15 protein-coding genes and 1 pseudogene are annotated in these 16,762 nt (G+C 54.4%); 1 reads left to right on the forward strand and 15 read right to left on the reverse strand.

The window, feature by feature from the left end; translation table 11 throughout:
* Positions 1–10: 10 nt before the first annotated feature.
* From JFT91_RS17625 to JFT91_RS17665, 10 genes and pseudogenes are all read right to left on the reverse strand, one after another.
* Positions 11–544 carry a hypothetical protein gene (locus tag JFT91_RS17625; RefSeq protein ID WP_201233294.1) on the reverse strand — a complete coding sequence of 178 codons (534 nt, stop codon included), beginning with the start codon at positions 542–544 and terminating at the stop codon, positions 11–13.
* Complete coding sequence (locus tag JFT91_RS17630; protein WP_242489301.1) at positions 541–1,140, reverse strand: PoNe immunity protein domain-containing protein; 600 nt, start codon at positions 1,138–1,140, stop codon at positions 541–543. The genes JFT91_RS17625 and JFT91_RS17630 overlap by 4 nt, the downstream gene beginning before the upstream one ends.
* Positions 1,141–1,342: 202 nt before the next feature.
* Positions 1,343–2,068, reverse strand: coding sequence for a hypothetical protein (locus JFT91_RS17635; RefSeq protein ID WP_201233295.1), 726 nt, complete (start codon positions 2,066–2,068; stop codon positions 1,343–1,345).
* Between the two features lie 41 nt (positions 2,069–2,109).
* Entirely contained in the window at positions 2,110–2,352 is a 243-nt protein-coding gene (locus JFT91_RS30270) for a PoNe immunity protein domain-containing protein (RefSeq protein ID WP_518524878.1), read from the reverse strand.
* A 14-nt stretch (positions 2,353–2,366) separates the two neighbouring features.
* Positions 2,367–2,879: a hypothetical protein gene (locus tag JFT91_RS17640; RefSeq protein WP_518524879.1), complete on the reverse strand. Its 513-nt coding sequence runs from the start codon at positions 2,877–2,879 to the stop codon at positions 2,367–2,369.
* A 69-nt stretch (positions 2,880–2,948) separates the two neighbouring features.
* Positions 2,949–3,731 (reverse strand): PoNe immunity protein domain-containing protein, encoded by a 783-nt coding sequence (locus JFT91_RS17645; RefSeq protein ID WP_201233296.1) that lies wholly within the window; start codon positions 3,729–3,731, stop codon positions 2,949–2,951.
* A gap of 164 nt (positions 3,732–3,895) precedes the next feature.
* Positions 3,896–4,171 (reverse strand): annotated as a pseudogene (locus JFT91_RS17650) (type VI secretion system tip protein VgrG); the annotation flags it as partial.
* A gap of 114 nt (positions 4,172–4,285) precedes the next feature.
* Entirely contained in the window at positions 4,286–5,227 is a 942-nt protein-coding gene (locus JFT91_RS17655; protein WP_201233298.1) for a PoNe immunity protein domain-containing protein, read from the reverse strand.
* A 4-nt stretch (positions 5,228–5,231) separates the two neighbouring features.
* Entirely contained in the window at positions 5,232–6,788 is a 1,557-nt protein-coding gene (locus tag JFT91_RS17660) for a hypothetical protein (RefSeq protein WP_201233300.1), read from the reverse strand.
* A complete protein-coding gene (locus JFT91_RS17665) occupies positions 6,785–9,076 on the reverse strand; it encodes a type VI secretion system Vgr family protein (protein WP_201233301.1) in 2,292 nt (763 codons plus the stop codon). The genes JFT91_RS17660 and JFT91_RS17665 overlap by 4 nt, the downstream gene beginning before the upstream one ends.
* Before the next feature lie 374 nt (positions 9,077–9,450).
* On the opposite strand from JFT91_RS17665, the gene JFT91_RS17670 reads away from it, so the two are divergent.
* Positions 9,451–10,752, forward strand: a complete 1,302-nt coding sequence (locus JFT91_RS17670) for an OprD family porin (protein WP_201233302.1) — start codon at positions 9,451–9,453, stop codon at positions 10,750–10,752.
* A 131-nt stretch (positions 10,753–10,883) separates the two neighbouring features.
* Here the strand turns inward: JFT91_RS17670 and JFT91_RS17675 are convergent, their stop codons facing one another.
* The 5 genes from JFT91_RS17675 to JFT91_RS17695 all read right to left on the reverse strand — a co-directional run bounded on the left by JFT91_RS17675 (position 10,884) and on the right by JFT91_RS17695 (position 16,735).
* Entirely contained in the window at positions 10,884–11,504 is a 621-nt protein-coding gene (locus JFT91_RS17675) for a transglycosylase SLT domain-containing protein (RefSeq protein ID WP_201233303.1), read from the reverse strand.
* Positions 11,505–11,549: 45 nt separating this feature from the next.
* The gene (locus tag JFT91_RS17680; RefSeq protein ID WP_201233304.1) at positions 11,550–12,488 is read right to left on the reverse strand and encodes a carbohydrate kinase family protein; all 939 of its coding nucleotides are present in this window, start codon (positions 12,486–12,488) and stop codon (positions 11,550–11,552) included.
* A 13-nt stretch (positions 12,489–12,501) separates the two neighbouring features.
* Positions 12,502–13,998 carry a xylulokinase gene (xylB, locus tag JFT91_RS17685; protein WP_201233305.1) on the reverse strand — a complete coding sequence of 499 codons (1,497 nt, stop codon included), beginning with the start codon at positions 13,996–13,998 and terminating at the stop codon, positions 12,502–12,504.
* Between the two features lie 141 nt (positions 13,999–14,139).
* The gene (locus tag JFT91_RS17690) at positions 14,140–15,612 is read right to left on the reverse strand and encodes a mannitol dehydrogenase family protein (protein WP_201233306.1); all 1,473 of its coding nucleotides are present in this window, start codon (positions 15,610–15,612) and stop codon (positions 14,140–14,142) included.
* Positions 15,613–15,631: 19 nt separating this feature from the next.
* Complete coding sequence (locus tag JFT91_RS17695; RefSeq protein WP_201233307.1) at positions 15,632–16,735, reverse strand: ABC transporter ATP-binding protein; 1,104 nt, start codon at positions 16,733–16,735, stop codon at positions 15,632–15,634.
* Positions 16,736–16,762: the final 27 nt, after the last annotated feature.

Consider the following 16,762-nt stretch of genomic DNA (forward strand, 5'->3'; position numbering starts at 1 on the left):
TTCATGCAAACTACTTCAGATCAATAACTGTGAATTGACGTTGATCGGGCAAGACATCAAACCCTTGCAGCTCATCCGGCTGACCTTTCCTGGCGAAAGAATCATAAACGAGGTATTTCTCAGGCACTTCATAGCCTTCGTTGGGGATGACCAGACGCATCTGCCCAGTGCTCAAGTACAAAAAACGTGGCAATGCCTTCTCCGCAAAATCAATACGTTCCAGCACGCCGCTTGCTGGATTTTTTCGCAAGACGACCCCTTTGGTATAAGGCGATCCGTAGTTCAACGCAAAAATCAAAGTGGCGCCTGCGCACTTTGCCAGCATCACGTCACCGACAAAGTCCTCATCGGGCATGTCCGTAAAGGCTGTTTCTATTTTGCCGTCGAATTTCACAAACAGGCGCTGCCCGTCTGCATTGGAAGTGGCGAGCAACGCTATTTTGGTTCCGTCCGAAAGAGGGCAGGTCAACAGCGTTTTCTGCGAGCCTGCCCACGCCGAGCGACACATCAGCGTGATCAGTAAAAGCAAAAGCGCCTTGTTCATTTGATGGAACCGATTTCATGGGCGTTATTGCGAGTGGTTGGCTTATGGCTTCTTGCGTATTCGACCAGGTCTTTCGGATAGACCATATGGTCGATCTGGCTGTCGTCTATGCCATACAGGTAAGCAATTGCCCCTGCTTCGATAGCCCAATATCCTACGTAATTTCCATTTTCGCCCTGTAAGTGCGAGTCGTGCCAAGGGGCTTGCTGAAATGCGGCGTACCATTGGGCGCAATAATTTTTTAGATACTCTGATGCTTCCCCTTTACTTTCTGCATAAATAGCCAGAATCAATGGTGAATATGTCTCGTGGAACCATTGATCCACATCGTGTCTATCAGGAAGTAATTTGACGAGCAGATCTTCGTATAACGTATCGTCCCCAGCATAGCCAGCCCTGTCGATTAGTTCTACAAAGCGCTTAAGCAGGTCGGTACGATGCAGTAGGATGCAAAAGCCAATGATCTGAACGCACTCTTCGTATTCGTCAAGCCAATCGTTTATTGCAAGTGGAGATATATCAGGTGTCCGCTGGTATTCAGCGAGTTTGACTTGCCTGAGTTCATGCTTTGCTATCAGATCTTCAAGCAGCGGCATAAGGGAGTAGATCTGTTCCCCAGCAGTATATGCTGCCAAAAGCCTGTCAAATGCTAGTTGCTTGAAGTATGTGGCGCGCAGCGACGCCTCTTCCTCTGCTGAATCGGACTGAAAGGTGTTTGTCTCAAAAAAACAATTACCTCGTCATGCTCTCTTTTAAAGTTTTCGTAATGGGTTTTAGTGAAAAGATGTTGGCGTATGTTCACTGCTGAGCTTTCCCTGTTGAGTCAAGGGAAGTACCCATATTTCGCACCATTGAAGTTTGGTCGTCAAATGCGGAAACAGGTATCCGGCTCAAAAACAGTTCCAAACCCTGCTGATACGACTCCGCGTCCATCACTTCGCTGTTTCTGGGGATGTGATAGGCCTTGCCCTTGCTGTCCAGTTTTGCACACGCAACGGAGTAGAAGTCGGGTGTGACCTTGAACCGCACAATCTGACCCCACGCAAGTCCGCCTTTGGCGCCTTTGCCCTTGGTAAAGAACAAGATAAAACCATCTTCATCGAATTCCAGGCGATAAGCACCTTCAGCAGCCTTGAGTCGGGCACGTACCGTTGATTCGATCAGGCGCAGGTTTACCTTTTGAAAAGGCTTGCGAGGTTTCGCACGGTTGGCGGCAATCCGCTTGCGCAAGCGATTTAGCAGGTGTTCGGAGAAGAACCGCCAGCACACCACGTATGCCACGGTGAAGGACACCAAGGCGATGAGCTTCTCCGGGCTCAACTCGCGTGCAGGGAAATAGATGGCTAGCACGCCGCCAACCAGCCCCAGTAGAAAAAACAGCGGCGCGAGCAGACGATCCTCAATGCGAGCCAGTTTGCCAAGTAGCCTGGCCCTCAGTTGATCATCCTTGAGTATTTCCTGCTCAACCAGTTTGCCGATTCTGGACTGTGTGTGTTCGGGGGTGATGGTGTATTGCAATTCCATGGTGCTGAATCCGAAATCCGTTTTCTGGGGGAGGGCAGAGTTTACGTGTTTGCTTTGCGCCGGGCATATTCAACCAGATCTTTTGGATAGACCATATGATCGATTTGGCTGTCGTCTATACCGTACAGGAAAGCAATTGCTCCTGCTTCGATGGCCCAATAGCCCACATAGTTGCCATCCTCGCCTTGCAAATGCGTGTCGTGCCAAGGGGCTTGAATGAAAGCTTCATACCATTGGTTGCAATACTCTCTCAGTCGCTGTGCGGACTGTTCTTTAGAGTCCATGTAGATGGCTTGTATCAGGGGGTGTAGACGTCGTGAAACCACTGGTCAACATCATGTCTGTTTGGCAGCACTTCCCTTAAAAGGTCTTCGTATAGCGTGTCATCTCCGACATACCCCGCCTGATCAATCAAAACCACGAATCGCTTCAGTAAATCGGTGCGGCCCAGGAGAATACACAAGCCTATGACCTGAACACACTCTTCATACTGATCCGGCCAGTCATCTATGGCAAGCGGGGATATTTGGGGTTCCTGCTCATAAATAGATAGTGTGTGCTGCCGTATTTCGTATTTTTCTATCAACTCCTCAAGCAACGGAATGAGGATTTCTATTTCCTCTCCCGCCGTATAGCAGGCGAAGATTTTGTCAAGCAGAAGGTCTTGAAGATGGCGTGCTCGAAGCGACTCTTCTTGTTCAGGAGAATCTGATTCAAATTCATTGGTTTTGCAAAACTCGATAACTTCGTCGTATTCTTTCAAGAAAGTTCTATAGTGACTTTCGCTATAGTATTTTTGCCTTTTGTTCACGTTCCTTCCTTGGTTGTAAAATTCCAAGCCTGCTTGGAATCTTATGTATTCAGTGAGTAGCTTGATATTTCAGGCGGTCGGTTTATTGTTTTGCGCATACTCGACCAAGTCCTTTGGGTAAACCATATGGTCGATTTTGCTGTCGTCTATGTCGTATAAAAACGCAATGGCTCCCGCTTCAATAGCCCAGTAGCCCACATAGTTACCATCCTCTCCTTGTAGGTGAGTATCGTGCCAAGGGGCTTGCTTGAATGCCGGGTACCATTGTTTGCAATACTTCTTAAGAAGTTTCGGAGGGTCTTCTTTGTTTTTACCATAGATAGCTTGAATAAGTGGTGTGTAAACGTCGTGAAACCATTCATCTATATCGTGCCGATGTGGCATGACCTTGTTTAATAGTGCCTCATAAAGAGTGTCTTCACCTGCATATCCTGCGTCGTCAATGAGTTTAACGAACCGTGGGAGTAGGTCGGTTCGATGTAAAAGTACGCACAAGCTGATTACTTGGACAGCTTCTTCGTATTGGTTTAGCCAGTCATCTATAGCCAGTGGAGATATATTTTGCACGCCTTGGTATTCACTCAGGGCTTTCTGACGAATTTCGTATTTATTTATGAGATCTTCAAGAAGAGGGATAAGGTGTTCTATTTGCTCGCCCGACGTGTAAGTGGCGAGTAACTTGTCTAGAGCAAGTGTCTGGAAGTATCTTGCGCGCTGAGATGCTTCCTCCAGCGCCGAGTCGGATTTAAATTCGTTTGTTTTGAATAGTTCAACTAACTCATCGTGTTCTCTGAGAAAGTTTTCGTAATGCTTGGTGCTGAAAAAACTCTGTCGTACTTTCACTGTCGTCATGCCTCAATTTTTAGGTTGTCCAAAACGCCATGCTTTTTAGTCAAGATTTTTTTGCGCTTGCTGACGAGTGCTTTGACCTCTGTTTCGTTGTAATGAAAGGCTTTCTCGGGTGGTAAAGTGGGGCGTTAATAAGTGTCGACTGTACGAAAGTTTCACTTGGGCGGTGAGTATTCGCGATTGGCAACAGCTTTTTGAAGGTTGCTAAGCTCGACGCGATAGACCAGACCATGAGTCTTGCCTCGCTGGTGGCGCCGAAGGTCGGGAAGCCGGGCTTGTGCAGCAGCTCTTCGAGCTTTAGGTCGGGGCGGGCGCTGACCAGTTCGAGGTCGAAAACGGAACGGTTCATTGAGGGCTTCGCGACCGGTGAAGCTGAGGACTTGCAAGTCAGCGAAAACGCCTTCGTGCGAGAGGGTGATATGGGTTGCGTTGGCATCAAGCATGCCTTGAATTCCGTTTTCATTACTTTCACTGGCGAATAGCAATTGCCCCCTCTTAACTTTAAATGCGCTTCGCTCAGCGTCTGAAAGTCAAAGCTGAGCGAACGCTGCAGCACCTTATTCTTCGCCTGACCAATACCAAATTGTATCGCCCCAAGTAGAATCGTCAAATTTAGGCATGATTTCACCTTGTTTAAAGTAGCGGCGGGATTCCGCTTTAGCAGGGGTAAACCAGTAGCCTGTCTTGCTGCATGGTTGCCCAGCGTCTATGCGGGAAACCTCAGAATTATTAGCGGGTTTGTAGTTTCTTGCGTATTCAACCAGATCTTTCGGGTAAACCATGTGGCTGATTTTGCTGTCATCTATCCCATAAAGAAATGCTATTGCGCCGGCTTCAAGTGCCCAGTATCCGACATAACTTCCCTCGTCGCCGTCGGTATGTGTGTCATGCCAAGGAGCTTGCTCAAAAGCCGGATACCATTTTTTGCAGTAGGTGTCCAAGTGGCTAGAAGCTTCTTGTTTGTCTTCAGCATAAATTGCCTGAATTAGTGGTGTGTATACATCGTGGTACCATTGATCGATGTCTTGACGACCAGGTAAAACCTTAATCAATAGATCTTCATATAGAGTGTCTATACCTGCATACCCTGCATTATCGATCAGGAATACAAAGCGCTTTAACAGGTCAGTACGGTGGAGGAGGATGCATAGACTTATTACTTGTACGCACTCTTCGTACTCATCCAGCCAATCATCTATGGTCAAGGGGGTGATGTTGGGGATTTGTTCGTAAATTGCGAGTTTTTCTTGCAGTTCTTCGTAGCTCTCAATTAGGGTTTCTAAGGGCTGTTCTAGGTTTTTTATATCTTCTCCAGCAGTGTAGAGCATGAAAATTCTTCCAAGATAAAGTGTTTGGAAGTTTTTAGCTCTCAATGATTTCTCTTGAGCAGGAGAGTCGGCTTTAAATAGTTTGTCTTTCCAAAATGCAAATTGGTCTTCGTATTCCTCATTGAAATTTTCGTACATTTTTTCAGTTAGGAATTTTTGACGTCTTTTCAATTTATCAAGCCTCAAGCTGCAGGGATTCTAGGTTGCCGTATTTCTTAATTAGGGATCGCTTTCGTTTGTTGATGGCCTCTTTTACTGCATGTTCTTCATAGTGAATGGCCTTATGTTCCGCATGAGTAGATGCTTCAGTTTTTCCGAATCTTGCTTTAGCGTGTTGTTCTGCACTCTCTAGATAGACGGGCGTAAAAAATAGATGGCGGCTATAGGAACGCTCAACGTCTTTCCTGAGTTTTCTTGGAACCGCTTTAGTAAGGTTTTTGGCGATCCACTCTCGGCTCATCTGTACCAAAACAGTTTTCCCGTTTACCTTTGGCGCTTGTTTTTTACCCGTTGGCTTTGCAGTTTTTTTGCCACTCTCGAGCGGTGCGGCACCTTTCTTTCCTGAGTTTGACGGGTCGTTTTCAATTGGCTCTAGCAAGAGTGAAGCATCCATCCCATTAACCCCAAGTTTAGATACGATGCTTGGTTTCCGAGTGTTTCCAGGTTTTCGCATGAACTTAGGTGCATCTTCATCGCGACTGGCCTTCGCTTCTACTATCGCGTATTTTTCATTGCCGTTGTTCGCTGGATCTGCGCGCCAAACTGCGTCAATCCCGGTGCCATTAGCCGCATCGGTTAATTTGTAGAGTACATTCCAGCGTTTATCACTTCCGCCTTTAGAGATTTTACCCATTTTGCTGGAACCCGGCGTTCCATTGTTCCAAACCCCATCGACACCCTTATCGTGACCATCCCAATCCTTACCCCATGCCAATACTTCAGCGCAGAAATAGTCAGCAATGTGTTCGCCGCTGACTCCCAGTCCCTCGTTCGTAAGGTCCAGATTAGGGTTGCGGCCAAGTTTGGTTGCATCACTTTTTCTCTCGGAGGAACTACTAGGGCCATCGTTTCCTTGATTGGCGACCGCAGGATCCTTTCCTGCAGGTTTTTTGCCTTTAGCAGGCTTCGCGGAACCTGATGACATTCCTGAACTGTTTCGCTGCATCCCCTTCCATTTGACCAGTCTTTTTTCGACGATTCCCAGCATTGAAGGCATGTTGTCGCGTGACGTCGCCAATACCGTTACTACGGCAGATTGAGTCCATCCAGGTAGACTCTGGAAGGTTGACGATCCTTTGACTCCACTGATGATCGCGTCTAACTCTGAACGTAATTTTCCAGCATCAAAAATTTGTTTTAAAAGTTCTTCTGGGCTTGTCTTGATTCCACACTCTTCTAAAACAAAACGAAGCAGGTCAAATAGCACTGGGGCGAAACGTTGGGGATCTCTGTTAACAATCCTCAAACTCTTCTTAAGACCATCTCCCGGGCCAGGAATCCAACCAATTACTGCCATCAGCAAGTCAAACTGCGCATCTTCTTTACTGGAGGGCGAGTCAGAGTTGTAGAGCACAATAGAAGATTCGATAGTGTCGTAAGCATCAATCGCCTGACCAAGGAAGGGGACCGCTCCTAATGCGATGCCTTTTCCTAGTTCTAATGCGGCTTCTTTATATGCGGCACTACGGTCGTCGTCACCTTCGGTGCTGCTTCCAGTTTCAATTTCACTCATGTCAGCCTCCCTGCGGCTTTCTCCACTAGTGCTTGTAAATCAACTTTTTCTGGATCTAGGCCAATCTTCCGCAGGTCGTCGTTGATCTTTTGATCGCTGCTTTCTACGACGCTTACAGGAGGTCGATCAAAAGGCCTCGGATCTTCACCGTAATAAATTTTGGCAGGTCCCGTAGGCACATCTTCTAAGCGCGCATAACCATCCGCATCAAGAACACCTTCGCGGGTCGAACCATCGGCAAAATCAACACGATAAGATGCACCTGGTACGGGCTCGAGGTTGTTATAGTGCAAATTCAACTCCAGCCAGGTCGGATTCGCCTTGGCTTTTTCCATCAGCCTTCCGGCGATGTCCGCTGCCGCCAACCCCGGAATCAACGGAATCAAAATCCCGATGCCGGTTCCCACCCCAGGCGCACCACCGGTATTCGCCTTGACCTCAGCGCCGCTGATGGTCACGCCACCGGCATCGACCTTCACAAAACTGCCGCCAGCCTTGGCCGTCAGCTCCATGCCGCCCTCAACCACAACCTTCGCACCCGCGTGGTAGTGAATCTCGGTCCCGGCCTCGACAAACTGCGCCGTACCGACTTTCACATGCTGGGTCACGCCCACGGTCAGGTGATCATCCGCACGCATTTCACTGACACGATCCAGATGGGTGATCCGGTGTTCTTCAACCTTGAATTCGCTCAACGTATTGGCTTCGACGGTGTCGTGCCGTTCGTTGCCGACGCGGATCTTCTGGTCGTGTTCGATGTTCTCGTCCCAGTCGCGCTGGGCGTGGATGTAGATCTGCTCGATGCCTTTCTTGTCTTCGATGCGGAACTCGTTATAGCCCTTGCCACCCGGTGAACTGAGGGTTTTGAAGGTACTGCGGGTCTTGTTCGCCGGCAGGTCGTAAGGGACGACGTTTTCCTTGTGGTACAGGCAGCCGGTGACCAGTGGCTGGTCGGGATCGCCTTCGAGGAAGGTAACCAGCACTTCCATGCCGATACGCGGGATGGCGAGGCCGCCGTAAGCGCTGCCGGCCCAGCCGCTGGCGACGCGCATCCAGCAGGTGGTTTTGTCGTCGGCCTGGCCGTCGCGGTCCCAGTGAAACTGCACCTTGATGCGGCCGTATTGATCGCAGTGGATTTCTTCACCCTGCGGGCCGGTGACGATGGCGGTCTGGCTGCCGAGGACTTTCGGTTTCGAGTGTTCGAGGGCAGGGCGGTAGTGCGCGTCCCATGGGGTGGCGAGGAAGCTGTTGCGGTAGCCCTGGTGGAAATCGCTTTTGTTGTCGGTGACGTCGCTGGTGACGTTCTCACCAAGCACTTGCGGCTGTTTGCCTTCGTGGAAGACTTCGAGCAACAGCCACATGTCGTTCCACTCGGCGCGCGGGTGTTCGGCGAGTGAGAGGAAATGGCCGCTGGTGAGCGTTGGTTCATCGCCTTTGCCTTCGGCGAGTTTGAAGTCGCTGCGATGGCGTTCCAGCGCACGGGTGGAGAGGAACTTACCGCGCTCGCGGGTGGTGAAGCGGCCGGGATAATCGTAATCCTCCAGATCCGGGATGAATTCGGATTTGGCGGCGCCTTCGGGCCGGATCTGTGGTTTTTCGAAGTCATAATCGCGGCGGCTGACGCGGGTGGTGCGGGTTTCCAGGCGCAGGTTGAAGCGTTTGATCACCGGTTTGTCGGCGGCCATGCCGGAGTCTTGCTGGTAGCTCACGGCTTTGAGTTTGCGGAACACGGTCTGGTCGTCGCCGAACACCAGTTTGTGGCCGCTGCTGCTGTGCTGGAAGTGGAAGTGAATGCCTTCTTCCTCGCACAGACGCTGGATGAAATGCAGGTCGGATTCGTCGTACTGCACGCAGTAATCGCGTTCCGGGTATTCGGCACTGAGCTGGAAGCTGTAGGCGTCGGCGAGAATGCCGCGATCTTCGAGCACCTGGGCGATGATCTTCGGCACCGTCAGTTGCTGAAAGATTTGCTGATCGTGGTTGTGGCGCAGGTACGCCAGTTGCGGCACCAGGCTGATGCTGTAACGGGTCAGGGTCTTGCCGGAATCGCCTTGCTCGATGCGGTACACCAGACCATGGATCTTGCCTTCGCCAGTGGCGCCGAAGGTCAGCACACCGGGCTTGTGCAGCAGTTCTTCGAGCTTCAGGTCGGGGCGGGCGCTGACCAGTTCGAGGTCGAAACGGAACGGTTCGTTGAGGGCTTCGCGACCGGTGAAGCTGAGGACTTGCAGGTCGGCGTTGGCGCCTTCGAGCGTGAGGGTGATGTGGGTTGCGTTGGCGTCCAGCATGCCTTGAATTCCGTCCGTTGAATAAGCAGGGGGTGGATGGTGCAGGATTAAATCGCCTCGTTCAAGGCGCAAATGCCGTAGACGCCGCCCGTCGACGGTATAGGGAAAACCCTTAGGCGGAGGTTTTCGCCTAATGAAACCGGGAAGATCCATGGTCAGGGTCGGTGCTGATGACGCGATAACGTTCGAGCTGGGGTCGAAGAATCGTCAGTCAGTTTCAGACTAAAGTCGCCTGTAGCACGTCAAAGCCATCTGCCATCATTGCCGCTCACCCCTGCGTGTCCACTTCTTCCCGGCTCAACACTGACCCGGGACGGGAGCTATTTTTCTGGCTTATTGCGCCTCGCGCAAACGCTGTATTGTTGGAGTTTTTCATGCGTTCCCCATTCCCCCTCATCACCCCGCGCCAGTCGTTTGGCTGCGGAGCCTTAGTGTTGTGCGCCGGTTTTACTGCGCAGGCGCAGGCCAGCGGTTTGCTGGAAGACACCACGGCGAAAATCGAATCGCGCACGGTGTATTTCAACCGCGATTTCCGTGATGGGCACACCTCGAACGATCAGGGCGCCTCCAAGCGTGAAGAGTCGGCTCAGGGCTTTATTCTCAACCTGCAATCGGGTTACACCGAGGGCACGGTCGGTTTCGGTATCGATGCACTGGGCATGCTCGGCTTGCAACTGGATTCCAGTCCCGACCGCAGCAACAGCGGCTTGCTGCCGTCCAGCGGGCAGGATCCGCGCGGCTCAAAGGGTCAGTACGCGAAAATGGGCCTGACCGCCAAGGTGCGTATTTCGGACACAGTATTGAAGTACGGCGCGCTGCTGCCGGATCTGCCACTGCTGAAATACAACGATGGCCGTCTGCTGCCGACGATGTTCAACGGTGCGCTGCTGACTTCCAAGGAAGTGAAGGACCTGACCTTTATGGCGGCGCGCCTGGACAAGTACACCGCTCGCGATTCCACGGATTCGCAAGACATCCGCGTGCACTGCAAGAACAAGCGCTATGCGTGCAACACCACCGCCGATCATTTCGACATGTATGGCTTCGACTACAAGATCAATGAGCGCCTGACTGCTCAGTATCACTACGCCGAGCTGGAAGACATCTATCGTCAGCATTTCGTGGGTTTGCTGGCCAATCAGCCGTTGGCTGGCGGTCTGTTGAAGGCTGATCTGCGCGTGCTGAAAAGTGCCGACAGCGGTGATGCCAAGGCAGGTTCCATCGATAACCGTGCGTTGAGCGGCATGCTGTCCTATGCCATCAGCGGCCACACGTTCAGTGCCGGTTGGCAGCGCATGAACGGCGATAACTCGATGCCGTACCTCGATGGCAGCAATCCTTATCTGGTCAACTACGTGCAGGTCAACGACTTCGCCGCCGCGCAAGAGCGCTCGTGGCAGTTGCGGTATGACTATGACTTCAAGGCGATCGGCATCAATGGTCTGAGTTTCCTGACCCGTTATGTCAACGGTGATCACATCAAGGTGTTGGGCAGCAATCAAGAGGGCAAAGAGTGGGAGCGTGACAGCGAGTTGAAGTACGTGATTCAGACCGGCACGTTCAAGGATGTGAGTTTGCGTTTGCGCAATTCGACGTATCGGACCAACTACGAGAAGTTTGCTCGAGATGTCGATGAGACGCGGTTGATCGTCAGTTATAACTTTTCTGTGTTGTAAGGCATCGAGTTGTAGCGCCTGATCGATTGCTTTCGCGAGCAGGCTCGCTCCCACAGGGGATCTTCAGTGGACGCGGATATCGCGTTCGACATTGATCCATTGTAGGAGCGAGCCTGCTCGCGAAGGCGTCTTTACAGCCAGTGCCAGAACCGGCTCCAGAACCCCCGATTCAAATCCTCTTTGCAGCCGGCATATTGCTGGGCGTACATGTCCGAGCGATTTTGCACCTTGCGCGCTGTCGGCATCAGCCAGGCTTTGCTGGCGTAAGTCTTGTTGCGAAAGCCACCCCAGCCTTCGTGGTAATTGAGGTACTGGTTGTACGCGTCGTATTTGTACACGCCGTTGATGGTCGTGGTTTTGTCCATGTACCAGCCGACAAAGTCGATGGCGTCATCGAAGTCTTCACGGTCGGCGCCGTGCCTGCCGGTGCTTTTCTGGTAGTCGGACCAGACTTCGTCTTTGGCCTGCGCGTAACCCGAAGCTGTGGTCACCCGACCCCATGGAATGATCCACAACAGGTATTTACGCGGGGTCTTAGCATCGTAGCGATAGCCGGACTCCTGATACATGATTGCGAAGGGCACCTGAATCGGCACCCCCCAGCGCTTTTGCGTGACCTGTGCGGCGTCGTACCAATCACTTTTTTCCCGAAAGATTTCGCAGATATCTTCCGGTGAGCGGGGCGGCGAGGTGCCGCAACCGCTCAACAACGTTGCAAGTGTCAGTAGTCCCAGCGTCTGCCCGTATTTCAAAAGCCGTTATCCCGTCATGCACAAAAAAGGCGACAGTCTACGCGCTCAGGACAATTGGTGACGATAGGGCAGATCCGGCCCGGTCTTGCTGCAGGTCAGCGCAGCGGCTTGTACGGCAAACTTGAGCATCGCGTCGATCTGCTCGCGAGTGAGTTGCTGCACACCTTCCACCGAATCCAGGCTTTGTTCGGTGAGCCAGGTGATCAGTGCAGCCTGAAAGGTATCGCCAGCGCCGACGGTATCGGCGATTTTTACCGTACACGCCGGTACCGACCAGGAACCATGAGCACGGCTGAACACCGTCGCGCCCTCGCCGCCGCGCGTGAGAAAAACGATCTGGCAGCGATGTTCCAGCCAAGCCTCGATTACCCGCTGCGGATCCTGCTCGGGGTAGAGCAGGTTGAGGTCTTCGTCGCTGACTTTGATCAGGTCGGCCAATTGCACCAGCGTGGCAATTCGCTCGCGCCACAGATCGATGTTCGGCTCGGGGTTAAGGCGCACATTGGGGTCGAGGCTGATCAGGCGTTTGCCGCTTTCGCGCTGCACCAGCGCCAACAGGGTGTCGGCAATCGGCTGCACCACCAGCGAAAACGAGCCGATGTGCAACCCGCGTACCTCTGGTCCAAGGACAGGCAGATGCGCCGCGCTCAACTGCCGATCAGCGCAGCCCTCGCCACGAAAGCTGTAATGCGGCGAGCCATTGGCGCCCACCGCGACCATTGCCAGCGTGGTCGGCGCGGCGAAATCCACCAGATAGTCCGGCCGCACACCTTCCTCCTGCAGTACTTGCTGCAAGCGGCGACCGAGGTAGTCGGTCGACAGGCCGGCGAACAGCGCCGAATCCACGCCCAGCCGACGCAGTCCCACGGCGACGTTGAACGGCGAGCCACCGGCAATCGCCTTGAAATTCACTTTCGAGGCCAGACCGCTGGCATCGTCTTCGCTGAAGAAATCAAACAGGGCTTCGCCACACACCAGGTACATAGTTGTTTGCTCTTTATAGGGTTGCGACATGCTGTTGATAGCGTTCGTAAGCCTGCTGGAACGCCGCGACATTGGCGGCGATCGGCAGGGTTTCACTGCTCAGATCAAGCTTTACACAGCGCTGACAAAGCTCGGCGAGGGTTTCTTCGTGGCCGTTCGACCAGGATTTGCACCACGCTGCCTGAATCGCAGCACCGAGGGCTGCGGCTTCGCTCTGCTCGGTGCAGATGACCGGGGTGTTCATGATGTCGGCAACGATCTGTCGCCACACCGGGCTTTTCGAGCCACCGCCGATCAGGCAAATGCTGCGGCTTTGTAAACCATTCTGGCGCAGTAAATCCAGCCCATAACGCAAACCGAATGTGGTGCCTTCAACGGCGGCACGGCACAGGTTGGCTTGGGTCAGATTATCCAGCGTCAATCCGTGCAGGCTGCCGCTGGCGTGGGGCAGGGCGGGAACACGTTCGCCGTTGAAGAACGGCAACATGCTCACGCCTTCCGCACCGATGGGTGCTTGGGCGACGAGTTCGTTGAACCGGTGGAGATCCAGCTCGAACAGTTCGCGAATCGCGCCGGTGGCATTGGTCAGGTTCATGGTGCAGATCAGCGGCAACCAGCCGCCGCTGGAGGAGCAGAACGTGGCGACGCTGGCATCCGGGCTGATTTTCGGGGTTTCGGCGTAGGCGTACACCGTGCCGGAGGAGCCGAGGCTCATGGTGATCGCGCCGGGCTGAATATTGCCGGTGCCGATAGCGCCCATCATGTTGTCGCCGCCACCGCTTGCGACCAACGCGTTGGGGTTGATGCCGAGGTGTTCGGCGATGGCCGGCAGGATTGCGCCGACGGCCTCGTGCGCATCGATAAGTTCAGGCAGCGCCGCTTGCAGACGTCCACTGGCGTCGATGTCACGCAGCAGCTGCAAATCCCACTGGCGTGTGCGTACGTTGAAATAGCCGGTGCCGGAGGCGTCGCCGTATTCGCTGCAGGCACGACCAGTGAGCCAGAAGTTGAGGTAGTCGTGGGGCAGCAAAATGCGTGCGATGCGTGCGAACACGACCGGGTGTTGCTCCTTGGTCCAAAGCAGTTTCGACACCGTGTAACCGGGCGCGATGACCACGCCGAGGCGTTCGAGCGAGCCTTTTTCGCCACCCAGATGCGTGAGCAAACGATCGTTCTCGGCGCTGGTTTCGGTGTCGCACCAGAGCTTGGCCGGGCGCAGGACTTCGCCTTGATCATCGAGCAGCACCAGACCATGTTGCTGGCCGGACACGCCGATGCCGAGGATCGACTGGCCATCGACATTCGCCGCCAACAACGCGCGGCGGGTGGCGAGGGCGAAGGCTTCCAGCCACTGGCGGGTGTCTTGCTCGCGACGACCGTTGGCAGCACTGATCATCGAGTGAGCGGCGGCCCCGTGGCCAAGTGCCTCGCCGCTGGCGGCATCGAGGATGATCGCTTTTGTGCCTTGGGTGCCGCAGTCGATGCCGAGGAAGAGTTGTCGGGTTGCCATGGCGAGATCCTTGGTGTTTCTGTTTTATCTCGGTGAACCCTATCGCGAGCAGGCTCACTCCTACAGGAGAATTGTGGTCACTGACGATCACCTGTAGGAGTGAGCCTGCTCGCGATGGCTTAATTCGCTGTAACGATATTCTCAGCCAAGAATCCGTTCCAGGGTCCGGGTCACACCCACGTCTCGCAAGCTGTCGCAGCACCATTCAAACGCCGCGACAAACTCTGCCGATTGTGGAATCGCCGTGCCGAAAATCTCCTCGACTGCCAACAACCGCTCAGTGATCAACGCATCATCGGCCACCAATGCCTGACAAAACGTTGCCCGCGGATCCGGTATTGAATAGGTATCACCATTCTCGTCGACACCCTTCAAGTACAGCGCCCAGGCCGCCACGACCAACGCCGCACGCTTCGTCTCGCGCCCATCGGCAATCAGCCGATTGATCGTCGGAATGGTGAACTTGGGAAACTTCGACGACCCGTCCGAGCACACGCGCTCAAGCTGATCGGCAATCGCCTGGTTGGAGAACCGCGCCACCAGCGTGTCTTTGTAATCGCTCAGATCGATCCCCGGCACCGGCGCGAGTTGTGGGGTGACGTCGAGATCCATATAGGCGCGCATGTAACGCACGAACAAGGGATCGTTCATGGTTTCGTGAACGAAGCGATAGCCCTTGAGGAAGCCGAGGTACGTCAGCGCCAAGTGACTGCCGTTGAGCAATTTGATCTTCATCTCTTCGTAGGGCGAGACGTCGTTGGTGAACTGCACACCAACCTTTTCCCATGCTGGCCGCCCGTTGACGAACTTGTCTTCCAGCACCCATTGCACAAACGGCTCGCAGACCACCGGCCAGGCATCGTCCACCGCATGTTTGTCGGCCAGTTGCAGGCGATGCGCGGTGCTGGTCATTGGTGTGATGCGGTCGACCATGGCGTTGGGAAAAGTGACGTTGGCGTCGATCCAGTCGCGCAGTTCAGCGTCCAGTAGCGACGCGAAGGCCAGCAATGCCTTGCGAGTCACCGCGCCGTTGTGCGGGAGGTTATCGCAGGACATCACGGTGAACGCCGCCGTGCCCGCCGCACGGCGTTTAGCCAATGCTGCACAGAGAAATCCGAACACGGTTTTCGGCGCTTGCGGGTGCGCCAGATCATGTTGCACCTGCGGCAGGTGCGCCATGAACTCGCCGTTGCTGTCATCGATGCAATAGCCGCCCTCGGTGATGGTCAGCGAAACAATGCGGATGTGCGGGTCGGCGAGTTTATCGATCAGTGCTTGAGCGCCGTCCTCGGCCAGCAGCATGTCGCGGATCGCGCCGATCACACGGACTTCGGTGTCATCGCTGTCGCCGAGTTCGAACAGGGTGAACAGGTAATCCTGCTCTTTGAGGTCGTCGCGGGCGCGGCGGTCTTCGGCGCGCAGGCCGACGCCGCAAATCGCCCAGTCCAGTGCTTCGCCGGTGTTCATCAGTGCGTCGGTGTAATACGCCTGATGTGCGCGATGGAAGCCGCCGACGCCGATGTGGGCGATGCCCTGGCGGGTGTCATTGAGGTTATAGGCCGGCAATTTGACTTCGCTCGCCAGGCTATGGAGATTCTGTTTATTGAGTTTCATCGGGCAAGTCTCTTGAGTATCAGGCTGCCGCACGCAGCGGACGGGTGAGCGCCACGCCGTCTGCGTCGAACAGGTGGCAGTGGGCGGCGTCCAGGTGCAGGCTCAATTGTTCGCCATAACGACTGGCCAGATCACCGCGCACGCGCATGGTCAGCGCTTCGCCGGCGTTGGTCTTGACGTGGCAGAAGGTATCGCTGCCCAGCCGCTCGCTGACATCGGCGGTGACTTGCAGGGTGCAGTCGCCCGGTTGCGCCAGCTCCAGATGTTCCGGGCGAATGCCCAAAGTCACGGCGCTGCCGACGCTGAGGTCGGCGACGTCGAATGGCAGGGTGATGCGCGTGCCGGCGTCCAGCGAAACCTCACAGCTCTGGCCATCAATGCGGGCAATCTTGCCTTTGAGGAAACCCATTTTCGGCGTGCCAAGGAACCCGGCGACGAACAGGTTGGCCGGGTTGTGATAGAGATCCAGCGGCGAGCCGACCTGTTCGATCTTGCCGCCATTGAGTACCACGACTTTGTCGGCCATGGTCATCGCTTCCACCTGGTCGTGGGTCACGTAGATCATCGTCGCTTGCAGGTCTTTGTGCAGACGCAGCAGTTCCAGACGCATCTGCACTCGCAGCGCAGCGTCGAGGTTGGACAGCGGTTCATCAAACAGGAAGATTTTCGGGTTGCGCACAATGGCGCGCCCGATGGCGACGCGTTGGCGCTGGCCGCCAGAGAGCTGTTTGGGTTTGCGTTCGAGCATCGGCCCGAGTTCGAGAATGCGCGCGGCTTCGCCGACTTTTTTCTCGACTTCGGCTTTCGGTACACCGGCCAGGTCGAGGGCGAACGACATGTTCTTTTTCACGGTCATGTGCGGGTACAGCGCGTAGGTCTGGAACACCATCGCCAGATCGCGCTTGGCCGGGCTGACTTCGGTGATGTCGCGGCCATCCAGCTCGATGGTGCCGCCGCTGACTTCTTCGAGGCCGGCGATCAGGCGCAGCAGGGTGGATTTGCCGCAGCCCGAGGGGCCGACGAAGACCACGAATTCCTTGTCGTTCACTTCAAGGTCGATGCCTTTGATGATGGAGAAGCCTTCGAAGCCTTTTTGCAGATTCTTGATTTTCAGGTTGGCCATGATGATGGGCCTCCGCGTTGTTTTTTT

The organism is Pseudomonas sp. TH08 (assembly GCF_016651275.1).
Lineage (GTDB): Bacteria > Pseudomonadota > Gammaproteobacteria > Pseudomonadales > Pseudomonadaceae > Aquipseudomonas.

Excerpts from the sequence above, each read along its gene's own strand:
- JFT91_RS17625 (WP_201233294.1), bottom strand. The coding sequence starts at position 544 with ATGAACAAGGCGCTTTTGCTTTTACTGATCACGCTGATGTGTCGCTCG.
- JFT91_RS17630 (WP_242489301.1), bottom strand. The coding sequence starts at position 1,140 with ATGCCGCTGCTTGAAGATCTGATAGCAAAGCATGAACTCAGGCAAGTC.
- JFT91_RS17635 (WP_201233295.1), bottom strand. The coding sequence starts at position 2,068 with ATGGAATTGCAATACACCATCACCCCCGAACACACACAGTCCAGAATC.
- JFT91_RS30270 (WP_518524878.1), bottom strand. The coding sequence starts at position 2,352 with ATGGACTCTAAAGAACAGTCCGCACAGCGACTGAGAGAGTATTGCAAC.
- JFT91_RS17645 (WP_201233296.1), bottom strand. The coding sequence starts at position 3,731 with ATGACGACAGTGAAAGTACGACAGAGTTTTTTCAGCACCAAGCATTAC.
- JFT91_RS17660 (WP_201233300.1), bottom strand. The coding sequence starts at position 6,788 with ATGAGTGAAATTGAAACTGGAAGCAGCACCGAAGGTGACGACGACCGT.
- JFT91_RS17665 (WP_201233301.1), bottom strand. The coding sequence starts at position 9,076 with ATGCTGGACGCCAACGCAACCCACATCACCCTCACGCTCGAAGGCGCC.
- JFT91_RS17670 (WP_201233302.1), top strand. The coding sequence starts at position 9,451 with ATGCGTTCCCCATTCCCCCTCATCACCCCGCGCCAGTCGTTTGGCTGC.
- JFT91_RS17680 (WP_201233304.1), bottom strand. The coding sequence starts at position 12,488 with ATGTACCTGGTGTGTGGCGAAGCCCTGTTTGATTTCTTCAGCGAAGAC.
- xylB (WP_201233305.1), bottom strand. The coding sequence starts at position 13,998 with ATGGCAACCCGACAACTCTTCCTCGGCATCGACTGCGGCACCCAAGGC.
- JFT91_RS17690 (WP_201233306.1), bottom strand. The coding sequence starts at position 15,612 with ATGAAACTCAATAAACAGAATCTCCATAGCCTGGCGAGCGAAGTCAAA.
- JFT91_RS17695 (WP_201233307.1), bottom strand. The coding sequence starts at position 16,735 with ATGGCCAACCTGAAAATCAAGAATCTGCAAAAAGGCTTCGAAGGCTTC.